Origin of the sequence: Nocardia sp. XZ_19_385 (assembly GCF_015355755.1) — a bacterium.
GTDB lineage: Bacteria > Actinomycetota > Actinomycetes > Mycobacteriales > Mycobacteriaceae > Nocardia.
On the sequence record NZ_JACVEE010000006.1, the window covers coordinates 250088 to 270809 of the forward strand.

General features: G+C 67.2%; 17 protein-coding genes. 6 read left to right on the plus strand and 11 right to left on the minus strand.

The window, feature by feature from the left end; genetic code table 11:
- Nucleotides 1-28 precede the first annotated feature (28 nt).
- From IBX22_RS37770 to IBX22_RS34730, 3 genes are all read left to right on the plus strand, one after another.
- On the plus strand, nt 29-2170 hold the full coding sequence (locus IBX22_RS37770; protein WP_309234915.1) for an alpha/beta fold hydrolase: 2142 nt from the start codon (nt 29-31) through the stop codon (nt 2168-2170).
- Between the two features lie 146 nt (nt 2171-2316).
- Nucleotides 2317-2982 carry a peptidylprolyl isomerase gene (locus IBX22_RS34725; protein WP_194820048.1) on the plus strand — a complete coding sequence of 222 codons (666 nt, stop codon included), beginning with the start codon at nt 2317-2319 and terminating at the stop codon, nt 2980-2982.
- Between the two features lie 78 nt (nt 2983-3060).
- The gene (locus IBX22_RS34730) at nt 3061-3639 is read left to right on the plus strand and encodes a DUF4262 domain-containing protein (protein WP_194820049.1); all 579 of its coding nucleotides are present in this window, start codon (nt 3061-3063) and stop codon (nt 3637-3639) included.
- Here the strand turns inward: IBX22_RS34730 and IBX22_RS34735 are convergent.
- A complete protein-coding gene (locus IBX22_RS34735; RefSeq protein ID WP_194820050.1) occupies nt 3633-4241 on the minus strand; it encodes a TetR/AcrR family transcriptional regulator in 609 nt (202 codons plus the stop codon). The genes IBX22_RS34730 and IBX22_RS34735 overlap by 7 nt on opposite strands.
- Nucleotides 4242-4411: 170 nt before the next feature.
- Here IBX22_RS34735 and IBX22_RS34740 point away from each other — a divergent pair, with 170 nt between their 5' ends.
- Nucleotides 4412-5263 (plus strand): alpha/beta fold hydrolase, encoded by an 852-nt coding sequence (locus tag IBX22_RS34740; protein WP_194820051.1) that lies wholly within the window; start codon nt 4412-4414, stop codon nt 5261-5263.
- Between the two features lie 33 nt (nt 5264-5296).
- On the plus strand, nt 5297-7684 hold the full coding sequence (locus tag IBX22_RS34745; RefSeq protein ID WP_194820052.1) for a glycoside hydrolase family 3 protein: 2388 nt from the start codon (nt 5297-5299) through the stop codon (nt 7682-7684).
- Nucleotides 7685-7689: 5 nt separating this feature from the next.
- On the opposite strand, the gene IBX22_RS34750 is transcribed toward IBX22_RS34745, so the two are convergent.
- The 7 genes from IBX22_RS34750 to IBX22_RS34785 form a co-directional block, all read right to left on the minus strand.
- A complete protein-coding gene (locus IBX22_RS34750) occupies nt 7690-9720 on the minus strand; it encodes a M13 family metallopeptidase (RefSeq protein ID WP_194820053.1) in 2031 nt (676 codons plus the stop codon).
- 106 nt (nt 9721-9826) lie between these two features.
- The gene (locus IBX22_RS34755) at nt 9827-10453 is read right to left on the minus strand and encodes a LysE family translocator (protein WP_309234919.1); all 627 of its coding nucleotides are present in this window, start codon (nt 10451-10453) and stop codon (nt 9827-9829) included.
- A gap of 215 nt (nt 10454-10668) precedes the next feature.
- Complete coding sequence (locus IBX22_RS34760) at nt 10669-11178, minus strand: CinA family protein (RefSeq protein ID WP_194820054.1); 510 nt, start codon at nt 11176-11178, stop codon at nt 10669-10671.
- Nucleotides 11179-11197: 19 nt separating this feature from the next.
- Nucleotides 11198-11524, minus strand: a complete 327-nt coding sequence (locus tag IBX22_RS34765; RefSeq protein WP_194820055.1) for a plasmid stabilization protein — start codon at nt 11522-11524, stop codon at nt 11198-11200.
- Nucleotides 11525-11578: 54 nt separating this feature from the next.
- The gene (locus tag IBX22_RS37775) at nt 11579-15400 is read right to left on the minus strand and encodes a thioester reductase domain-containing protein (protein ID WP_228540072.1); all 3822 of its coding nucleotides are present in this window, start codon (nt 15398-15400) and stop codon (nt 11579-11581) included.
- A gap of 140 nt (nt 15401-15540) precedes the next feature.
- Complete coding sequence (locus IBX22_RS34780; RefSeq protein WP_194820106.1) at nt 15541-15900, minus strand: DUF3703 domain-containing protein; 360 nt, start codon at nt 15898-15900, stop codon at nt 15541-15543.
- A 98-nt stretch (nt 15901-15998) separates the two neighbouring features.
- Nucleotides 15999-16304: a helix-turn-helix transcriptional regulator gene (locus tag IBX22_RS34785; protein ID WP_194820056.1), complete on the minus strand. Its 306-nt coding sequence runs from the start codon at nt 16302-16304 to the stop codon at nt 15999-16001.
- A 36-nt stretch (nt 16305-16340) separates the two neighbouring features.
- Here IBX22_RS34785 and IBX22_RS34790 point away from each other — a divergent pair, with 36 nt between their 5' ends.
- Nucleotides 16341-17204, plus strand: a complete 864-nt coding sequence (locus IBX22_RS34790; protein ID WP_194820057.1) for a hypothetical protein — start codon at nt 16341-16343, stop codon at nt 17202-17204.
- Here IBX22_RS34790 and der read toward each other — a convergent pair.
- The 3 genes from der to IBX22_RS38630 all read right to left on the minus strand — a co-directional run bounded on the left by der (nt 17148) and on the right by IBX22_RS38630 (nt 20721).
- The gene (der, locus tag IBX22_RS34795; protein WP_194820058.1) at nt 17148-18566 is read right to left on the minus strand and encodes a ribosome biogenesis GTPase Der; all 1419 of its coding nucleotides are present in this window, start codon (nt 18564-18566) and stop codon (nt 17148-17150) included. The two genes, IBX22_RS34790 and der, sit on opposite strands and share 57 nt — an antisense overlap.
- Nucleotides 18563-19234 carry a (d)CMP kinase gene (cmk, locus tag IBX22_RS34800; RefSeq protein ID WP_194820107.1) on the minus strand — a complete coding sequence of 224 codons (672 nt, stop codon included), beginning with the start codon at nt 19232-19234 and terminating at the stop codon, nt 18563-18565. Before cmk ends, der begins: the two co-directional genes overlap by 4 nt.
- Nucleotides 19235-19299: 65 nt before the next feature.
- On the minus strand, nt 19300-20721 hold the full coding sequence (locus IBX22_RS38630) for a pseudouridine synthase (protein WP_228540073.1): 1422 nt from the start codon (nt 20719-20721) through the stop codon (nt 19300-19302).
- Between the last annotated feature and the right edge of the window lies 1 nt (nt 20722).

Genomic DNA, 20722 nt, shown 5'->3' on the forward strand with positions numbered 1-20722 from the left:
GGCGTCACAGCGGTGTGACGATTCTGCCGTGCCTTCCCTGACCGTGAACCTGCTCCAATCCGCGCTGCACTATCCCGACCGCCCGGTCCTGCGCTTCGGCACGACGGTGCTGACCTACGCCGAACTCGAGGAGCGCACTGCCCGGGTGGCGGCGCTGCTGCGCTCGCGCGGCATCGAGGTCGGGGCGCGGGTGGCGGTGATGCTGCCGAACGTGCCGGAGTTCGTGGTCCTGTACTACGGGATCCTGCGCGCCGGAGCCGTGGTGGTGCCGATGAATCCGTTGTTGAAAACCCGGGAAGTCGCCTACTACCTGCGAGATTCGGGTGCGGCCTTGCTGTTCGACTGGCCCGATGGTCCCGGCGAGGGAGCACAGGGCGCCGCCGCGACCGAGACTCCCGTGCTCGACGCCCGCGCATTGGAGCAACTGCTGACCCAGCTGCCGCCCTACCGGCAGGGCACCGCCGTCGACGCCGGCGAATTGGCGGTGATCCTCTACACCTCCGGTACGACCGGAACACCCAAGGGCGCCGCGCTGACCCATAGCGGGCTGGCGCACAACGCCGCGGTCTATTCCTCGACCGTGCAGGACATTCGCGCCGACGATGTCATCCTCGGCTGTCTCCCGCTGTTCCACACTTTCGGGCAGACCTGCGCCATGAACGCCGCGATCTGCTGCGGTGCCGCACTGACGCTGCTGCCTCGCTTCGACCCCGCGGCCGTCTTCGAGACGATCGCCCGCGACGAAGTGACGATGCTCGCCGGGGTGCCCACCATGTATTCCGCGCTGCTGCACCACCCCGGGGCCGACGCCGCGGAGGTGTCCTCGCTGCGCCGATGCGTCTCGGGCGGCGCCTCGCTGCCGGTGGAACTGCTGCGCGCCTTCGAAAAGACCTTCGGCTGCGCCATTTTCGAGGGGTACGGGTTGTCGGAGACCAGTCCCGTCGTCACGTTCAACCACACCGGGCGCGAACGCAAACCCGGCTCGATCGGAACGCCGATCCGCGGTGTCGATGTGCGGCTGGTCGACCTGGTCGACGGGGTCGGGGAGATCGCGGTGCGCGGGCCCAACGTGATGCACGGCTACTGGCGCCGGCCCGAGGACACTCGCGCGGCGATACCCGACGGCTGGTTCCGCACCGGCGACCTCGCCCGCCGGGATGCGGACGGCTACTTCTTCATCGTCGACCGCAAGAAGGACATGATCATCCGCGGCGGATACAACGTCTATCCACGCGAGTATGGCTCCTGGACGCCCTGCCGACCGGGCCCACCGGAAAAATCCTCAAACGCGCCATCACCCGACCCACAGGAGCTCCTGATGTCCACCTTCACCAGTAGTGACGGCACCGCCATTCACGTCCTGGAATGGCTGCCAACCGCGAGCGCTCGCGGCGTCGTCCAAATCGCGCACGGCATGGGCGAATACGCCGGGCGCTACACCCATCTCGCCGAACGCCTCGCCGCCCTCGGTTACGCCGTCTACGCCAACGACCATCGCGGGCACGGCCACAGCATCACCGGCACTCCCGGTGACCTCGGCGACAACGGCTGGAACCTGCTGGTCGAAGACATGGTGACGCTGACGACCCGCCTGCGCGCCCAGCACCCCGGCGTCCCGGTGATCCTGTTCGGCCACAGCCTCGGCTCGTTCGCCGTCCAGCAGTACCTGCTCGACCACTCGGACCTCGTCGACGACGTAGTCCTGTGCGGCACAACAGCTGTCGACGAACTCTTCGCCAACATCGTCGCTGCCGGCGGGGACCGGCTCGCCCTCTTCAACCGCGAGTTCGAACCGACCCGCACCACCGCCGACTGGTTGAGCCGCGATGAATCCCAGGTCGACGCTTACGAAGCCCACCCGTGGTGCGGCTTCGCCCTCGACCCCGCCAACATGGCGCTACTCGCCGCCACCGCCACTGAACGCCTAGCGAAACCCGAAGGCATCCGCACCGACCTTCCCGTCTACGTCATGGTCGGCAGCGCCGATCCCCTCAACGACGGTCTGCGCCTGAGCGACTTACAAGTCCAGCGCTACCGCGACGCGGGTCTGACCGATATCACCTACCGCGCCTACCCGGACGCCCGCCACGAAATCCTCAACGAAATCAATCGCGAGGAAGTCGAGAACGACCTCATCATGTGGATCACCCGCCGCACCGGCCAAAGGTAAAGCGCCGGAGTGGCACCGGGTCGCGGCGCACGAGTAGTACCGCCACCCGGCTCCCAATTCCGGTGTCCCCACGCGTGGTTCAAGTTCATCACATGAATTGTGGCGTTGCCGACCGTGTCCCGATGAATTCAGCTAGCTTGCTTGCTATGGGATCACGTTTGGGTTTCGCACTGGCAGTTTCTGTTGCGTCGCTGGGCGGCCTGGTCGCCGGGTCGACTCCGGCGGCGGCTTCGGTGTCGCCGCCGGTGGTGATGTGCGAATTCACGCCGACCCCAGACAATCCCGCGGCGCGGCCGGTGTCGCCACCGCTGCCGGTCGCACCGACGCTCGGCACCATGGATGTCACCTTCCACTTCAACTATGGGCCGGTGACCATCCGGCTGAACCGCGCCGGAGCCGCACCCTGCGCCGTGCAGAACATGGCAAGTCTTGTGCTGCAACGCTTTTACGACAACAGCGAATGCTGGCGGCTCACCGACAGCGCGCGACTCGGAGTCCTGCAATGCGGTGACATCTACGAGGTCGAGAAGGGCGGACCGGGCTACAAATTCCCGGACGAGGTCAACGGCACCGAAACCTACGGGCGCGGCACCGTGGCGATGGGCAACCAGGGCCCGGGCACGAATGGCAGCGAATTCTTCATCGTCCACTCCTTCGCCAACATTCCGGCGAACTATTCCGTCCTCGGTCAGGTGGTGCGCGGCATGGACGCGCTGGACCGCATGGTCGCCGCCGGGATCACGCCGAGCGAACGCGGCCCGCGCGACGGATTGCCCGCCCAACCTGTGACGATCACCGGCGCCACCTTCTGACAGCTACTACCCAGGTACCGGTGGCCGATGCTCGGGTGAGTCGTTAAGCTCTAGCCCCGGCCGACCGAGGATCAGAGCATGCACGACAGCGACCTGCACGAGAATGACCTGCACGACCCCGCGCACACCTGTGCGCTGTGCGACGCGACCCGCGCGCAGGACCCCGGCACGAGTGCCAATGTGCGCGAGGTCATTCTGCGCAACGTCCGCCGCTGGGGTGTCCATTTGCAGGGCGTGTTCGACCCAGAAGGCACGAAGGTCGACTTCGTCTACACCGTCGGACTGTGGCATGCCCACCGGCATCCGGAGCTCATCGTCTTCGGCATGCGCCACGAATCCGCCTACGGGATCCTCAATTATGTGCACGGCCTCATCGACGCCGGGCAAACCTTCGAGGACGGGCTGCGCAGCCCGGACGTGCTCGACGGGTTCGACGCGGAGTTCCGCGCCGTGGATCCGGGCTGGTTTACCGAGTACGTAGGCCAGGCCCGAGACTTCTACGGCGACTGGGACTTTCCGCTGGTGCAGCTCATCTGGCCGGACGGTCGAGGACAGTTCCCGTGGGACCCGGAGGCACCCGACTGGTTGACCGAAAAGCAACCGGCGTTGTGGACACCGCCGACCCTGGATGGCGGTCCGCAAAGCGCTCGTCACTGACCGCGGGCGGCGATCGAGCTGATCAAACTGTCGATATAGGACCTGAACAGCCCTGACATATCGACGGATTCGGGGTCCAGGAGCCATTGCAGCTGGAGGCCGTCCATCATGGCGACGACCTGGCGGGCGATGGCGTGGGTATCTACCCCGGAGCGGATGGTGCCGTCGGCGATTCCGGCCGAAAGAGCCTGGGAGAGATCGGCTTCCAGGGTGCGGTAGCGGGCGGTGGCCCAGGGGTGGGCGGGGTGGTCGTCGGTGACGGATTCGCCGGTGACAACGGTGAAGAGTTGGACCAGGCCCGGGACGTGGGTGTTGTGGTCGACGAGGCGCGCCAGCCGGTGCAGGGCGTCGAGGCCGCGCGGGGGGTCGCTCCATTCGAGGCGTTGGGCGTCGATGCGGTCGCGGTAATCCAGGACGGCGGCGAGTAACGCGGCCTTGGTCGGGAAGTGGTGCAAGAGGCCGGGTTGGGAGAGCCCGCAGAGGGCGGCGATGTCGGCGATGGAGGAGCCGTGGAAACCGTTCTCGGCGAAGGATTTCAGCGCGACATCGAGGATCAGTTCGCGGCGGGCCGCGCCGCGGGGACTGCGTTGACGTTCCGCCATGAGGCTCCTTTCCGATCGTCCACGGCCGAGAGTAGTAGCCAGGAGTACCACTAGCGGCCGCGCCACACCCAATATCTCGAATCTATAACATTCCCGAGTGATCACTCGGTTTGCAGTGAATGCGCTGGCAGACTCGGGATCAGTACGCCGCGGTACCCGGAAGGATCTTCATGAGCCAGCACAGCACCGACATCGCTCCGATCACTCTCGACGGTGGTTACGGAGCCCTGGCCGCCTGGGAGGTCGTACCGCCGCCGGGTGTGCGACTGCGCGGGACCGCGGTGCTGGTGCCCGGGTTCACCGGATCCAAGGAAGATTTCGAAGCTCTGCTCCCCTTGCTGGCGGAATCTGGCTACCGGGCTGTCGCCTACGACCAGCGCGGTCAGTGGCAGTCGGACGGCCCCGATCAGGTCGAGGGCTACAGCATGGACGACTTCTCCGGCGACCTGCTGAAGGTCATCGGGCAGGTGGCAGGCGACGAGCCGGTACACCTGGTGGGCCACTCCTTCGGCGGCTATGTCGGCCGGGTCGCGGTGGTCGCGCGACCGGAGAAGTTCCGCAGTTTCACGCTGCTGGCCTCGGGCCCCTCCTCGGTGGAGGACATCAACTTTCCGCCGCCGAGCCTGGTCGCGCAGGCGGTCGAGGCGGGCGGTCAGGAGTTCATCTGGCAGCAGATGAGCACCGCCATGTTCGCGGCCGGACACACCCCGGCGCCCGAGCGGCTCGACTTCCTGCACAACCGGATCCTGGCCACCAAGAAGGCCAACATTCTCGGGATTCTCCAGGTGATGGAGGTGCCCCCATTGGCCGATCCGGCGCAGCTGCGCGCCGCCGGGGTGCCGCTGCTCGTGGCCTACGGCGACACCAACGATCTGTGGGCCCCCGAAGTGCACGAGCGGTTCGCCGAACAGCTGGGCGCGCGCCGGGTGCGCTACCCCGGTGTCGGCCACCTGCCGAACGAGGACGTGCCCCAGCAGGTGTGCGCGGATCTCGTGGAGTTCTGGACCGCATCAGTAGCCTGATATTTGCCATTCATCTCGAGACGGGACATCAGCATGGACGACCGCATCGAAGAACTACTCGCGAAGCTCGATCTGCCCGGCAAGCTGCGGCTGATCTCCGGAGCCGGGATGTTCCGGCTCGCGGGCGATCCAGCGATCGGGCTGGCCGAGATGCCGGTGTCGGACGGTCCGTCCGGGGTGCGCGGCGAGCACTGGGACGAACGGGACCCCTCGGTGAGCCTCCCGTCCGGGACCGCGGTGGCGGCGAGCTGGAATCCGGAACTGCTCGGCGAGATCGGCGCGCTCATCGCGCACGAGGCGCGGCGCAAAGGCGTGTACGCCGTGCTCGGGCCGACCATCAACCTGCACCGATCTCCGCTCGGCGGAAGGCATTTCGAATGCTTCTCCGAAGATCCGGTGCTGACGGCGGAGATGTCGGCCGCGTATGTCGAAGCGGTGCAGGCACATGGGGTGAGCGCGTGCCCGAAACATTACGTGGCCAACGACTCCGAGACCGACCGCTTCACCGTCGACGTGCAGGCCGGCGATCGCACCCTGCGTGAGCTGTACCTGTATCCGTTCGAGCGGAGTGTGCAGGCCGGTGCGTGGATGGTCATGGACGCCTACAACTCGGTCAACGGGATCACCATGACCGAGAACCAGCTGCTCGACGAACCACTCAAGGGCAGTTGGGGTTTCGACGGTGTGGTGGTGTCGGACTGGACCGCGGTGCGGTCGACCTCCGGCGCGGCACAGGGCACCGATCTCGCGATGCCGGGGCCGCCGATGCTGTGGGGCGCGCCGCTGGAAGAAGCCGTGCGCAGGGGCGAGGTGCCCGAATCGGCGATCGACGAGAAGGTCCGCCGCATCCTGCGTTTCGCGATGCGGGTCGGCGCGCTCGACGGAGAACCCACGCCCGCACCGGAATTCAGCGAGCAGGACGCGCGGGAACTCGTGCGCCGGGCCGCGGCCGAGGGAATGGTGCTGGTACACAACGACGGTGTGCTGCCGTTGCGGCCGGACACGAAGGTCGCCTTGCTCGGGCCGAATGCCGCGCTGCCGCGGTTCATGGGTGGCGGCAGCGCCACCGTCATCCCTACCCACACCTCCACTCCCCTGGAAGGTCTGGAAGCTGTTCTGCCCGTGACGCATACACCGGGCGTGCGCCTGGAAGAGAAGCTCATCCCGGTGCCGATGGAACTGGTGACCGACCCGGAAACCGGGACCCCGGGCCTGTCCCTGCGCTATCTGAACGACGGCACGGTGATCGACACCCAGCACCGGACCGCGGGCAATCTCATGTTGTTCGGCGACAAGAAGGCCGCCGAGGCGAGCACCATCGAAATCCGCGCCCGGCTGCGCGCGGATGTCGCGGGGGACTGGCAGATCGGCGTCGGCACCCTCGGCCAGGCCAGTCTCGAGCTCGACGGCGAACAGGTGCTGGCGGAGACGATCACCTTCGAGGGCACCGACCCGGTCGGCGCGATCCTGTACCCGCCGCAGCGCTCGGTCACCCGCACGCTTGCCGAAGGGCAAGAGGTCGACGTCCGCATCACGGTCACCACCCCGCCGGCGATTCCGGGTCTCGGGGTCATCCTCGGGCTCACCTTCGGCGTCACCCGCCCGCAGCGTTCCGCGGACGAAGAGTTCGCCGCCGCAGTCGAATTGGCGCGCAACTCCGATGTCGCGGTGATCGTGGTCGGCACCACCGAGCAGATCGAATCCGAAGGGTTCGACCGTACGGATCTGCGGCTGCCCGGCCGCCAAGACGAGTTGGTCGCGGCCGTCGCCGCCGTGAATCCGCGCACGATCGTAGTGGTGAATTCCGGTGCGCCGGTGGAGTTGCCATGGCGTGACGAGGTGGCCGCAGTGCTGCTGTCCTGGTTTCCCGGACAGGAGTTCGGTGCGGCGCTGGCCGAGGTACTCACCGGCGCGACCGAACCCGGCGGCCGCCTGCCCACCACCTGGCCGAAGACCATCGACGACGTGCCGGTCCTGAACACCACACCCGATGCCGCGGGCGCGCTCCCCTACTCCGAAGGCATTCACATCGGATACCGCGCATGGCTGAAAAACGATGTGGTACCGGCCTATCCGTTCGGGCACGGTCTCGGCTACACCAGCTGGACACTGAGCGATCTCACCGTCTCCGGCCGCACCGCCACCGTCACCGTCACCAACACCGGTGACCGCGCGGGCAAACAGGTCGTACAGGCCTACCTGTCCCGCGAGCAGAGCGCCGTCGACCGCCCGGTGCGCTGGCTCGCCGGATTCGCCGGCGCCACAGTCGAACCCGGCGAATCCCGCACGGTCACCATCGAATTACCGCAGCGCGCCTTCGAACACTGGACCGGCGCGGGCTGGGTCACCGAGCCCGGCTCGTTCACCCTGCACGTCGGCACCTCGGTGGCCGCGCTCCCGCTGACCGCCGAAATCGCCTGAGCCCGCTACAAGGTGACTCGCTGGTCCGGCGGCAGCCACATCTTGTCACCTTCCACGACCCCGAAGGTCTCGTAGAAGTCGGCAAGATTGCGCACCGTCTGGTTGCACCGGAACTCGGCGGGTGAATGCGGATCGCTGGCCAGCTGCGCTTCCAGGGCCTGGGTCGTGGTCTTGGTTCGCCAAGTGCGGCCCCAGGATTCGAAGACCGAGCGCAAGGCCGGATCGGAGCCATCCCGCCCCGCGGCCAAACGGACAGCGGCCAAGGCGATCTGCAAGCCGTGCAGGTCGGCGAGGTTCTCGCCCACGGTGAGCGCGCCGTTCACGTGCTGGCTCGGGGACAGGCCGGTCGGCACGAGCGCGTCGTACTGTTCGATGAGCTGCTTGGTTTTCGCGTCGAAGGCGGCGCGATCCTCCGGCGTCCACCAATCGTGCAGGTTCCCGTCGCCGTCGTAGCGAAAGCCCTGATCGTCGAACCCGTGTCCGATCTCGTGGCCGATCACCGCGCCGCCGGCGCCGTAGTTCACCGCCGGTGCGGCGTCCTTGTCGAAGAACGGCGGCTGCAGAATCGCTGCGGGGAACACGATTTCGTTGGCGTTCGGATTGTAGTAGGCGTTCACCGTCTGCGGCGGCATCTCCCACTCGGCTTTGTCGACCGGCCTGCCGAGCCGGTCGAACATTCGCCTCTCACGGAAAGTGGTTGCGGCGCGCAGGGATTCGATCAGCTTGCCGCGAGTGATCGTCAAAGCCGAATAGTCCGGCCACTTGTCGGGGTACCCGAGTTTGGTGGTGATCTTGTTCAGCTTCACCACGGCGGCGGCCCGGGTGGCCGGCGACATCCACGTCGAGTTCTCGAAATCGGCGCGGTAGGCCGCCAGCAGATCGCTCACCATGTCCTGCACCCGCTGCTTGGCCTCGGCCGGGAAATAGCTGGCCACGTACACTTTTCCGAGCTGGTCACCGAGGTACTCGTTGACCGCTCCGAGCGCGGTCTTCCACCGTTCCGGCTGCTGCTGCAGACCCTCCATCACCGTGCCCCAGAAGTCGAAGCGGGCATCGGCGATCTCGGCCGGCAGGTACTGCGCGAAGGTGCGCACCAGTCCGAGCTTCAAATAGTCACGCCACGAGGCGATGTCGACGTCCTGCCAGAGTTGCGCGGCGCCGGTCGCGAACGACGGTTCGCGCACGACCACCTGTGCGAACAGGTCCTTGGGCCGGTCGGTACGACCTGACAGCCACCGGTCCCATTCGAAACCCGGTGCGGTCCGGGTGAATTCGGTCCAGCTGCTCGGGTTGTAGGTGGCGTTCGGGTCGCGCTCGCGCACGTCGTCCCAGAACAGCGCGGCGATACGGGTTTCCAGATCCAGCACGCGGTGCGCCAACGGGATCGGGTCGGTGAAACCGGCTCCGGTGGAGATGCGTTCGAGGAACGTGCGATAGGCGGCGAGCTTTTCGGCGGCCTCGGGTTCGCGGTAGTACTCCTCGTCGAGTCCGATCCCGGACTGCGCGATCGTAGGCACGTAGGCGGCGGAGTTCTTCGGGTCGGGAGCGACTTCCAGCCCGATCAGCCCGTCCATCGGCAGCGCGCCCATCACCTCGGCCAGATCGGCTTTCGACCCGGCGGCGTCGATGCGAGCGAACAAGTCCGTCAGCGGCGTCAGGCCCTGCTCATCGATGGCGCGGGTGTCCATGACGGCGTCGTAGAGGTCGCGCACCTGCTGACCCTCGGTGCCCGCCTTCGGGTTTCGAATATCGTCGATCAGGTCGCGCAGCTGATTCTCGGTGCGGTCCGACACCTCGGCGAAGGTGCCGAAGGAGACCTTGTCCGGTGGCAGTTGATAGTCGTCGAGCCATCGCCCGTTGACGTACCGGTACAGGTCGTCCTGCGGTTCGACGCGGGGATCCGAGCCCGCCATGTCGGGGGCGGCGAGGCGTTTCGGTGCCTGGGTCCGCTCGCAGGCGGCCAGCGCGGGCAACAAACCGAGCCCGATCAGGAAGCTGCGACGGTCGAGATCGGACAAACGCCCGGACGTGTTCACGGAACTCCTTCGGCAGACGATGTGCACTGCGGGAACTGCCTCGAACGGGCGCCGACGTTACCGGCCCGGGCAGCCCCGCGACCGAACCGGGTCCGCGGCGCGACCGTCAGGATGCCTGGGCGGCCACCCGAATGCCGAACGCGACAAGCATGGCTCCCATGGCGGTGTCGATCGCCCGCCGCACCGCCGGCCGCGCCAGAACCCCGCGCACCGCATTCACGACATTCGCCAGCACTGTGAACCAAACCAGGCCCACCACAGCCGAAATCACCCCGAGCGTCAGGGTGTCCAACGCCGAGGGCGCCTCCGGCACGAACTGCGGAAGCAGCGCCAGAAAGAACACCGCCACCTTGGGATTGAGCAAATTCGTCAGCAGCCCCTGCCGGAACGCCGCCCACGCACTCGGCCCCGACGCCCCTGCCTCCGCCTCCACCTCGTACTCCCCCCGCCGAGCCGCCAACAGCGCCCGCACCCCCAGCAGCATCAAATACCCCGCCCCCACCAACTTCACGACGGTGAACGCCACCGCCGAAGCGGCAAGCAGCCCCGCAACCCCCACCGCACTAACCACCGACCAGACGAACACCCCAGCGGCAATCCCCGCCGCACAAGCCATCCCGGCCCGCCGCCCCGACAACGCCGCACTCCGCGTCACGATCACAAAATCCGGCCCCGGCGACATAGCCGCCACCAGAGTCACGCCACCCAACGCCACCATCTGAGCTGTAGACATCACCGGCCCAGCGTACGAGGAACAGCCACTCTGATCACCCCGAAATATTCCACCCACACAGCTCTACCGAGTCCCAGGGTGGTCCGTCTGAATTCGTGGGCAATGCAAGGGTTCTCAACCGAGATGCGCTGGCCCCGTTGACAAACCTACCGGACTGCCCAATCCCCTCCGGCGCTCATGCTTGGATCCACGGGAGTCAAATCGGGGCTATCTGATCATGAAAGGCCCCGATATGACTCCCGTGGAATCGGCGAGGTGGTGGCCCAGTTGCGGGCTTTTGCAGCAGCCAGGAGGAGGTCCAGGGCGTGGGTGATGGTTTGGTTGAGGACTTCCTCGGGTTTGCCGTCGAACTGGTGGTGGGTGGCGGTGGTTTCGGCTGGGGTGGAGACTGCGAACCAGACCGAGCCCGGGGGCTCGCCGTCTTGGGGGTCGGGGCCGCCGGCGCCGGTGACGGCTACCGCGAGGGTGGCGTCGAGCAGGGTGCGGGCGCCGTCGGCCATGGCCTTGGCGGCGGGCTCGGAGACTACTGGGCCCAGAGGGACTTTCAGTAGGTCGTGTTTGACGGTGCGGGAGTAGGCGACGATGCCGCCGCGGAACCAGTCACCGGAGTCGGGGGCCGCGCCGAGGGCTGCGGCCAAGTTGCCCGCGGTCAGGGATTCCGCGACGGCGACGGTCAGGTCGCTGTCGGCGGCGAGGGCGGCGAGTTGCTCGGTCACTGCGTTCAACGAACCTCCCCTGGTCTGCCTACTTGCCGAGGGCGTCGGCGAGTTGTCCCTTGCTCATCGTGGAGCGGCCCTTGATGTTGCGCTTCTTGGCTTCGTTGTAGAGCTGGTCGCGGGTCGGGCCCTTGGGCCGGTTGGTGCCGGACCGCTGGCCGCCGCGCTGCTGGGGCGATTTGTCGCGAATCGAGGTTCGGCTCGCGGTCTTGGATTCACCGGATTGGGCGCGGTTCTTGTTCACCGTACGGGCGGCGATCTCCTTGGCGCGTTTGGTGCTGGCGCCGCGGTCCTCCTGCGAATCCTTGATGTGCTCGTACTGCCGTTCGCGCTTGTTACTCCATACCTTCGGCATGGTCACACCTCCTTTACGGCAGGCGAGTACCCCGGCATCGGCCGAGCTAACGTCCTAGAGCAATCCCCACAGGTGTAAATCGGACACATATTTGCCGATCAGCGCCGGTTCCAGGTGCGGGATATCAGTGCCGGCGGCCTGCACCGCGGCGTGGAAGCGTTTGGTCGGCAGTGCGGCGCCCGCGAGCGGTCTACCTGGACGTTTGAAGGCGTGCAGGAGCGGAAGCAGGGACTGCTGGCGCTGTTTCTCGGGCAGGGCGCGCAGAGCGTTCTCGAAGCGGGCGAACCAGTCCTGGTAGTCATCGATGCGCTGGATTTCGTTGCCCGCGGCAATCAGCCAGTCGACGAAGGTGTCCAGGGAGATGTTGTCGTCATGCGGGTTGAGGACGTCGTAGGTGTGGAAGCCGGTGGGACGTCCGCCGAGGGTGGCGATCGTGGCGGCTGTGAAGTCGGCGGGCAGGCCGTCGTAGTGGGCGCGGCGGCGGGTTCCGTCAGCGGCGGTCACATAGAAGGAATGCGGAGCCAGGCCGGTGGCGAGCACGCTGAACAGGAGGCGAGTGAACATGTCGGGCAGGTTGAGCTGCCCGGCATAGTGGCTGTGGGCCAGGATCATGTCAGAGCGGAACACCGAGACGGGGAGTCCGAACCGGTCGTGTGCCTCCCGCAGGAGGACCTCGCTCGCCCACTTACTGGTGCCGTAACCGCCCGCGTACGCACTGTCGAGGCGGCGGACCGAACTGATCAGACGGATGTCGGCGTCTTCGTCGAAGTCAGCCGGATCGATCTGCGCTGCCACAGCCACAGTGGACAGGAAATCGACAGGTTTGATGCGAGCGGTGAGGGCCAAGCGGATGACCTCGGCGGTGCCGACGACATTGGGACCGAACAGTTGCCGATACGGGAGCACGTGGTTGACCAGCGCGGCCGAATGCACGATGCGGTCGACGGAGTCGGCCAAGCGGAACCAAGTCGCCTCGTCCACACCGAGATTCGGTTCGCCGACATCACCCGGAACGACCTCCAGGTGCACGGCAGCGAGTTCCTCGAATTCGCTGAGCAATTCGGGATCACCGGAGTCGAATGCTGCCCTCAGGCGTTGCCGTGCAGCCGCGGCGTCAGACCCGCGCACCAGGCAGATCAGGGTTCCCCCAGTCGCTTTCAGCCGCCGCAACCATTCCAGGCACAGGAAGCGACCGAGGTAGCCGTTGGCGCCGGTGAGCAAGACGGTGCGAATTCCATTGACGTGCGAGTGGGCCGCGGCACCGACATCAGCGTCCGCGTCGGTGTCGGTGCTCGCGTCGGCGTCGGTGCTCGCGTCCGCCTTGGTGTCGGCGTCGGCGTCGGCGTCCGCGTGGGTGTCGGCGTCCGCGTGGGTGTCGGTGTCGGTGTCGGTGTCGGTGTCGGTGGCGTCGGTGTCGGCAACGGCGGTCTCGGTGTCGGCAACGGCGGTCTCGGTGTCGGCAACGGCGGTCTCGGTGTCGGCGCGGGTGTCGGTGTCGGCGCAGGTGTCGATGTCGGCGTCGGCCTCGGCGCGGGCGCGGGTGCGGGTGTCGGCTCGGGTGTCGGCGTCGGCGTGCAACAGTGTCGCGGCGGCGGCCAGTGTGTCAGCGTCGACGAACCGTTCGAGGGTGAGGTCGACGGCACGGACCTCCTGTTCGTCGCCGTGGACAGCGCTGAACGTCGGACGCTTCGCGCCGGAATGTCGTTCAGCCGCAATGTAGTCGGCGATCTGGCGCAGGTCGGTGGCCGGGCTGGTGAGCACACCCACCGGCACCTCGACGTCGAATATCTCGTGCAGCAGGTTCGAGAGCGACAGCGCCGACAGCGAATCGCCGCCGAGGTCGGTGAAGTGGGCGTCAGGGTGCAGATCTGTGTCGGCACAGCCGAGCAGCGCTCGCACGGCGCGACCGAGCGTCTGCAGCACCGGCTGGTCGGCGGCCGAGTGGCGCAGGGCGATCAACTCGTTGGTTTGCGCGGCTGCGAGATCGGCGTAGAGCTGCTCCAGACGCGCACCGTAGCGCTCTTTCAGCTTGGGCCGCAGCAGTTTTCCGATGCCGGACAGCAGCCCGTTGCCGGTGCTGAACGGCTCGGTTTCGATCAGGAAGTCCCGCGGAATCTCGTAGGAGTTCAGTTCGGCGTCGCGGGCCAGCTCCTGAAGTGATTCCGCGAGTGCGGCTTTCGGATCCGTGGCGCGCAAGACGTCCGCGGTGGGGACGATGACTGCCAGCAGGTAGGCGCGTTCGCTGCTGCCGTAGACGAAGATCTGCCGGACCAGCGGGCTCGTCGAGAACACCGCCTCCAGCTTCGCGACTGTCACGAATTCGCCCTGTGACAGCTTCAAGACGTTGTTGCGCCGGTCCACGCACACCAGTTCGTCAGGGCCGAGTTCGGCCACGATATCGCCGGTCCGATAGAACCCCTCCGCGTCGAAGACCTCGGCGGTGATGTCGGGGCGTTTGAAGTATCCGGGAATCATCGCGGTCGTCTTCAGCAGCAGCTCACCGCGCGGATGCGGGCGATCGGTGCGGAAATATCCGAGCTCGGGCACGTCGACGAGCTTGTAGTCGAGGACCGGTGGGCGGCGCACCCGGTTGTCGATCACCAGCCCGCCACCCGCCTCGGTGGACCCATATCCGTCGTGCAACTCCAGATCGATCACGGACTCGATGAACATCTTCATCTCCGCCGCCAGCGGCGCGCTACCGCAGATCGCGGTCATCACGCGCCCACCCAGGAACTGTTCGCGCAGTTCGGTTTTCACCTGTTCTTCGATGTCGGCGCGGTCGGCACCCGGGGTCCAGCGCCGATCGACCTCACCCAGGAAACGCTGAAACACCATGTCGCACACGCGCGGAACGAAGAACAGCTCGGTCGGCCGCACCAGCGCGATGTCCTCGAACAGGGTCGACATATCGCTGTGCGCCGCGAAATACGCGGTGCCGCCGCGCGCGAGCAGTCCGTGCAACGTCATACGACCGGCTACGTGACTCATCGGCATGAAGTTGAGATTGATCGCCGCCACCGGCGGTTGCGCCAACCAGATCTTGCGCACCAACGGCTCGGTGTACATGGCGCCCTTGGGTGTTCCGGTGCTGCCGGAGGTGTAAATCAGCAAGGTCAAGGTGTCGTCGTCGGCGGCGCTGAGCGGTGCGGCCGGCAGCCTTCGGCCGTGGTCGATCAGGGCGTCGAGGGTGTGCACCGCAGGGGCGTCGAGAGTGTGCGTCGCGGAGGCGTCGAGGGCGTTCGTCGCGCGGGCGTCCACAAGTCGGCGGCGCGCGGTGTCAATGGCGGCGCGTTGGTTTTCGTCGTCCGGGTGATGGTCGAAGACGAGCAGCTGCGGCGTCACAGCCGCGGCGAGCACGCAGTCCACGGCGTGCTCGAGCAGCTCAGCGCTCGCGGCGACCACGCGTGGACTGGTTTCGGTGAGGATCGAAGATAGTTGCAAGACCGGCGCATTCGCTTGCATCGGCACCGCGACCACACCGAGTTGCACGCACGCCAGGTCCAGGATCGTGTAGTCGATGCTGGTGAAACCGATGATCGCCACGAAATCGCCGGCGCGAATACCGGATTCCTGCCATGCCGCGGTGACCGCGGCGACCCGCTGCCCCATTTCGCCGTAGGTGATGGTGTCGAATTGGGGCAGCAGCCGCCGCGAACGCCGACCGGCCGCGTCGACTTCCCAGGCGAATGCCCGCTGCCCCAGCGCCGGCCGCTCCGCATAAGCTCCGACGACCGTCGAGATGATCTCCGGCAGCCGCATCTCCCGCAACGCCGCACCGACCGCCTTGTCCGGCCGCGCCGCCCGGATCTCCGGGTACTCGGCATACAGCTCCGCGACCCGGCGTGCCCGCCGCTCCTGCGCCGTCTCGACCATTACTCACCCTCCTCAGGTGACACCGTCGTCACCCGCCCCCCATTCTGAGGGCAACCGCCGCCAGATGGCCACCCACCCATCTGAGCCACCCCCGACCTGTGCCATTACCCGCTCAGGGCTGCTCCTGCCGGTATGACGGGTCAGCGGCTGGTGGTGGTCTCGGCGCGGCCCGCGGCGAGGATCCGTTCGAGATCGTCCGGGATCGGCATCGGAGTCATGATGCCGACAGTGGCGCGGCCGGTGTTGCCGACCGGGACGCGACCGAGTGACGAGGCGAGGCCTGCGCCGGTCAGGCGAACGACCTGGCCCAGGGCTTCCCGGCGATCCCGGCAGCGCAGGGCCAGGCGCAGCATGTGCCAGTGCGAGCGGGTGTGCGGCCACGGCCAGCCCTGCGAAAGGATGTGCGCGCGTTCGAGGGCATGCCACATGGTGTCGAGATCGTTTGCGATGGTGGCCGATCGCAGTTCGGCTTCGAAGGCGGCACGGACGGTGGGCGGCATAGGAGCCACGATTCCTCCAAGAACTCGATGGTTTACTCACCCAGCATCGAGCACCGCCGCATCGGCCTACTTGAACAAACCTGCTGCGATCGTCCCGGCTATTGGATGGTCAGCGGTAGCTCGTCAACCCAGTGGATTGCGGCAAAATCCGAGGGCCGGGCTCCGAACATGCGGCGGCACACGCGATTCAGATGGGCGCTGTCAGAGAATCCGGCGCCGTGGGCCACGGCGGTCAGAGACTGACCAGTGGCAGACAGTTCCACAGCCCGCTGCAAGCGCAGCCACCGGATATAGGGGCGCACCGGAAGTCCGAGCTCAGCCGAAAACACGTGGGCCAAGCGGCTTTCCGACAGATGCACTGCGCGCGCCAGATCGCGGAAGCGTATCGGGCCCGCGTCCAGCATGCCTGGAAGCATGGTAAGTAGTCGCGTCACAGCCGGATGTCGTTGCACGACAGCTCCGTTCGCCACTTCTGCTCCGCTCGGCAGCGCCGCACCGTCGAGCACCACAGCTCCATCCGGCACGGCAACCGCATCCGGAACAGCGGTCGCATCCCGCACGACCACGCCGCCTGGCCCCGCAGCACGATCAAGAACCGCCTCACCATCCAGCGGAGCAGCTCCACCTGTAACCACAGCTCCACCGGGTTCGACCGCACCGTCTGGCACGACAACACCGCCGAGCACGGCAACGTCACCCAGCACGACGACTCCCACCGGCGCTACATCTCCGTGTGGCAGCCAGCCGGTTCCATGCCCGTGCCGAACAGCGGCGCGCACCCAGCAGCGCACTATCTCACGCGTTCTATCCGACGCAGCGTCGAGCGGATCTCGTTCCGCCGCAATCAGATCCGCATCGCGGCCGTACAACCAGCCGCTCGCTGGGCCTACACCGAGCTTCCGCGCGGCGTCCACCCAATCCGCGACCGTGTCGCCGAGCAGCGGTATCGCCGCCAGGGCGGCACCGGCGGTCGACTCGGGATCGAAGTGCATCAGCAGTCCGTCGGCTGTGCCACGCAGGATTGTGTGCGGCACATCTACCGGGATAATCGCTGCGCGGCAAGACAATTGGTTGCCGGAGCGGTCGCCGAGCACGATATCGGCATCGCGGCTGAGCAGGACCTGCACGGTGTGGTGGGCGTGCAGGTCCGCTCGGCCGATCGCGCCGGATATCAGAAGCAGGCCGGGCCGCATTATTGCGGTGGCGCGCCACTGGTGCGGGGGTCCGGCGGGGTCTGGCACCGTCGGTTATTTCTTGTTGCGGTCCCGCTTTTCGCGGATACGCACCGAGATGCGCACCGGTGAACCGTCGAATCCGAATTCCTCACGCAGGCGGCGTTCCAGGAAGCGGCGGTAGCCGGCCTCGAGGAATCCGGTGGTGAAGAGGACGAAGGTCGGCGGGCGCGTGGATGCCTGGGTGGCGAACATGACGCGGGGCAGGCGGCCGCCGCGCATCGGCGGCGGGGTGGCCGCGATGACTTCCTTGAGCCAGTTGTTCAACCGGCCTGTCGGAATGCGCTTGTCCCAGGATTCCAACGCGGTTTCCATGGCGGGAACCAGCTTCTGGACGGCGCGGCCGGTCTGCGCGGAGATGTTGACCCGCCCGGCCCACGGCACGCGGACCAGGTCGCGGTCGATTTCCTTCTCCAGCTGGAGCCGCCGGTCCTCGTCGACCAGATCCCACTTGTTGAACGCCAGCACGAGCGCGCGACCGGAGTCGGCGACCATGCTGATGACGCGCAGATCCTGTTCGGTCATCGGCTGCGAGGCGTCGATCAGCATGATCGCGACCTCGGAAGCCTCCAGCGCCGACTTGGTGCGCAGCGAAGCGTAGAACTCCATGCCGCTGGCATGGGAGACCTTGCGGCGCAGGCCGGCGGTGTCGACGAACTTCCAGATCTTGCCGCCCAAATCGACGAGCGAGTCGACCGGATCGACGGTGGTGCCCGCGACATCGTGGACCACCGACCGCTCGTCACCGGCCAGCTTGTTCAGCAAACTGGACTTGCCGACGTTCGGCTTCCCGACGAGCGCGACGCGCCGCGGGCCTTGGCCACCGGTGCCTTCGCGCGGGGTTTCCGGCAGCACGGCCAGCACATCGTCGAGCAGGTCACCGGTACCACGGCCGTGCGCGGCCGAAACCATGCGCGGCTCACCGAGCCCCAGCGACCACAGCGTCGCGGCCTCGGCCTCGACACGCTGATCGTCGACCTTGTTCGCGACCAGGATCACCGGAATCTTGGAGCGCCGCAGCTTCTTCACCGCCGCCTCGTCGGTGGCCGTGGCCCCGACGGTGGCGTCGACGACGAGCAGAATCGCGTCGGCGGTGTCCATCGCCACCCCGGCCTGCCGGGCCACCGACTGCTGCAACCCCTTGGCGTCGGGTTCCCAGCCGCCGGTGTCCTGCACGAAGAAGCGGCGGCCGGACCAGGTCGCCTCATAGGAGATGCGGTCGCGGGTGACGCCGGGGATGTCCTCGACGACCGCTTCGCGACGGCCGAGGATGCGGTTCACCAGCGTGGATTTACCGACATTCGGGCGTCCGACGACGGCGACGGTCGGCATGGCGACATATTCTTCGCCGTCCTCCTCACCGTCGAGACCGATGGCCTCCCAATCGGTTTCGTCGCTCCAAACACCGTCACCGGCAATAATGTCTTCCGTCACCGGGACTCTCCTGTCGTCGAAAGCTGCTGCGCGACAACTTGATACAACTCGTCGATGACCTGGTCCTTGGTCAGCTCGCTGGTATCGACCAGCACCGCGTCCTCGGCCGGGCGCAACGGGGAGATCTTGCGCGTGGAATCCAGGTTGTCGCGGCGCTGCACATCGGCCAGTACAGCCTCGTAGTCGTCGCCGCGGCCCTCGGAAATGTTCTGCTGGTTGCGTCGCTGCGCCCGCGCCTCGGCGGACGCGGTCAGATAGATCTTGGCGTCGGCGCCGGGCAGCACGACGGTGCCGATATCCCTGCCCTCCACCACAATTCGGCCGGAAGTGGCCGTGATGTCACGTTGCAGCGCGACGAGGAGCTCGCGCACCTCGGGCACCGCGGAGACGGCCGAGACGGCCTTGGTCACCGCGTCACCGCGGATCTCCGAGGACACGTCCGCACCGTCGAGCTCGATCACCTCACGGCTCGGATCGGTACCGATGTGCAGCGGCAGCTCTTTCACCGCCACGGCGATGGCGGCCGCGTCCTCCAGGTCGATGCCCGCGCGCAGCACGCGCAAGGTCGCGACCCGGTACATGGCGCCGGTATCGAGATAGCTCGCACCCAGCCGGGTGGCCAGCAGTCGCGACACACTGGACTTGCCGGTACCCGAGGGACCGTCCATCGCGACGACGAGCGGACCGCTGCCGATCAACTTCTCCGTAATCTCCACGGAAGTCTCCACACCGTTCACAACGACACCGCCTCATACAATTTGCCGACTTCGTTGCGGCCGAGCACCTTCAGGGTGCCGGGCCGCTGATCACCGAGGGCGACCGGTCCGATATTGGTGCGCACCAGGCGAATCACCGGGTGCCCGACCGCCGCGAGCAGGCGGCGCACGATGTGCTTGCGCCCCTCGTGCAGCTCCAGCTTCACCAGCGAACGACCCTCGCCCAGCTCCAGCACCTGGAACTTGTCCACCTTGGCCGGGCCGTCCTCGAGTTCGACGCCGTTCTTCAGAGTCTTGGCGATGCCCTTGTGCACCTCGCCGTTGACCGTGGCCAGGTAGGTCTTGGAGACCTCGAAGGAAGGGTGCATGAGCCGGTGCGCGAGATCGCCGTCGTTGGTGAGCAGCAGCAGGCCCTCGGTGTCCGCGTCCAGCCGGCCGACGTGGAACAGCCGCTGACCGGCCGCGATCCGCTCGGCGACGATATCGCCGACACACGGACGGCCCAGATCGTCGGACATCGTCGACTGCCAGCCCTTGGGCTTGTTCAGCGCGATGTGCACGAGCTCCTCGCGCACCATGACGCGGGTGCCGTCGACGCGGATGACCGCTTTCTGCGGGTCGATCCGCAGACCCTGCTCGCGCACGATCATGCCGTCGACCTCGATGCGGCCCTGCTCGATCATCTCCTCGGCGGCGCGGCGCGAAGCCACACCCGCCTTGGCGAGCACCTTCTGCAACCGTTCGCCTTCACCGGCGGCCAGTTTGGTGTGCGGCTCGTAGACCTCGGTCGGTTCCACGTACTGATGCTTGGCCGGTTTCGCGTTGCTCAGCAACGGTGCGGACGGCGTCGGACGCTTCGGCTTCGCGGTCTTCTTCGCAGCGGCGGGCGCGGCCTTACGCGGCCCACCCGGTCCGCCGGCGCCACGAGCAGGGGCACCACCACGCGCTGCTGGAGCCGCACCCCGAGCGGGGGCACCACCACGCGCTGCCGGCGCCGCGCCCCGAGCGGGAGCGCCACCACGCGCTGCCGGATCAGCGCCCCGACCGGGTGCGCCACCACGCGTTGCGGGAGCACCACGCTCACCCGTGCCCCACGAAGCTCCACGTTGCGACGAGCCGCCACGCGACGGAGTTCCGCTGGGGGTGGTGTACTCGCCCCGCGAGGAGGCACGCGATCCGGTGCCCCGCTGTGGGGCACCACCCTGGGAGCTACCGCGACGAGCGCCGCGCTCCTCGCTCCAGCTACTCCGCTCGGCGGGGGCTCCGCGACGGGCGCCACCGCGCTCTTCGCTCCAGCCACCGCGCTCCGGTGCGGCGCCACGCTGGGCTGCGCGGGCTCCGCGCGAACCTGTGCTGCGGGCCGAGCTGCCACGAGCGGGCGGCTGGTCACTTCTTTTTCTACGATCCGGTGTGCCATCTCGGCGAGCGGGCGTATTCAAT

Bases quoted from the DNA above. Each gene is read 5' to 3' on its own strand.
- IBX22_RS34745 (WP_194820052.1), top strand. From the start codon at position 5,297: ATGGACGACCGCATCGAAGAACTACTCGCGAAGCTCGATCTGCCCGGC.
- IBX22_RS34780 (WP_194820106.1), bottom strand. From the start codon at position 15,900: ATGCCGCCCACCGTCCGTGCCGCCTTCGAAGCCGAACTGCGATCGGCC.
- IBX22_RS34790 (WP_194820057.1), top strand. From the start codon at position 16,341: ATGTCGTTGCACGACAGCTCCGTTCGCCACTTCTGCTCCGCTCGGCAG.
- IBX22_RS34730 (WP_194820049.1), top strand. From the start codon at position 3,061: ATGCACGACAGCGACCTGCACGAGAATGACCTGCACGACCCCGCGCAC.
- cmk (WP_194820107.1), bottom strand. From the start codon at position 19,234: ATGGACGGTCCCTCGGGTACCGGCAAGTCCAGTGTGTCGCGACTGCTG.
- IBX22_RS34765 (WP_194820055.1), bottom strand. From the start codon at position 11,524: ATGCCGAAGGTATGGAGTAACAAGCGCGAACGGCAGTACGAGCACATC.
- IBX22_RS34735 (WP_194820050.1), bottom strand. From the start codon at position 4,241: ATGGCGGAACGTCAACGCAGTCCCCGCGGCGCGGCCCGCCGCGAACTG.
- IBX22_RS34725 (WP_194820048.1), top strand. From the start codon at position 2,317: ATGGGATCACGTTTGGGTTTCGCACTGGCAGTTTCTGTTGCGTCGCTG.
- IBX22_RS34755 (WP_309234919.1), bottom strand. From the start codon at position 10,453: ATGTCTACAGCTCAGATGGTGGCGTTGGGTGGCGTGACTCTGGTGGCG.
- IBX22_RS37775 (WP_228540072.1), bottom strand. From the start codon at position 15,400: ATGGTCGAGACGGCGCAGGAGCGGCGGGCACGCCGGGTCGCGGAGCTG.
- IBX22_RS34785 (WP_194820056.1), bottom strand. From the start codon at position 16,304: ATGCTGGACGCGGGCCCGATACGCTTCCGCGATCTGGCGCGCGCAGTG.
- IBX22_RS34740 (WP_194820051.1), top strand. From the start codon at position 4,412: ATGAGCCAGCACAGCACCGACATCGCTCCGATCACTCTCGACGGTGGT.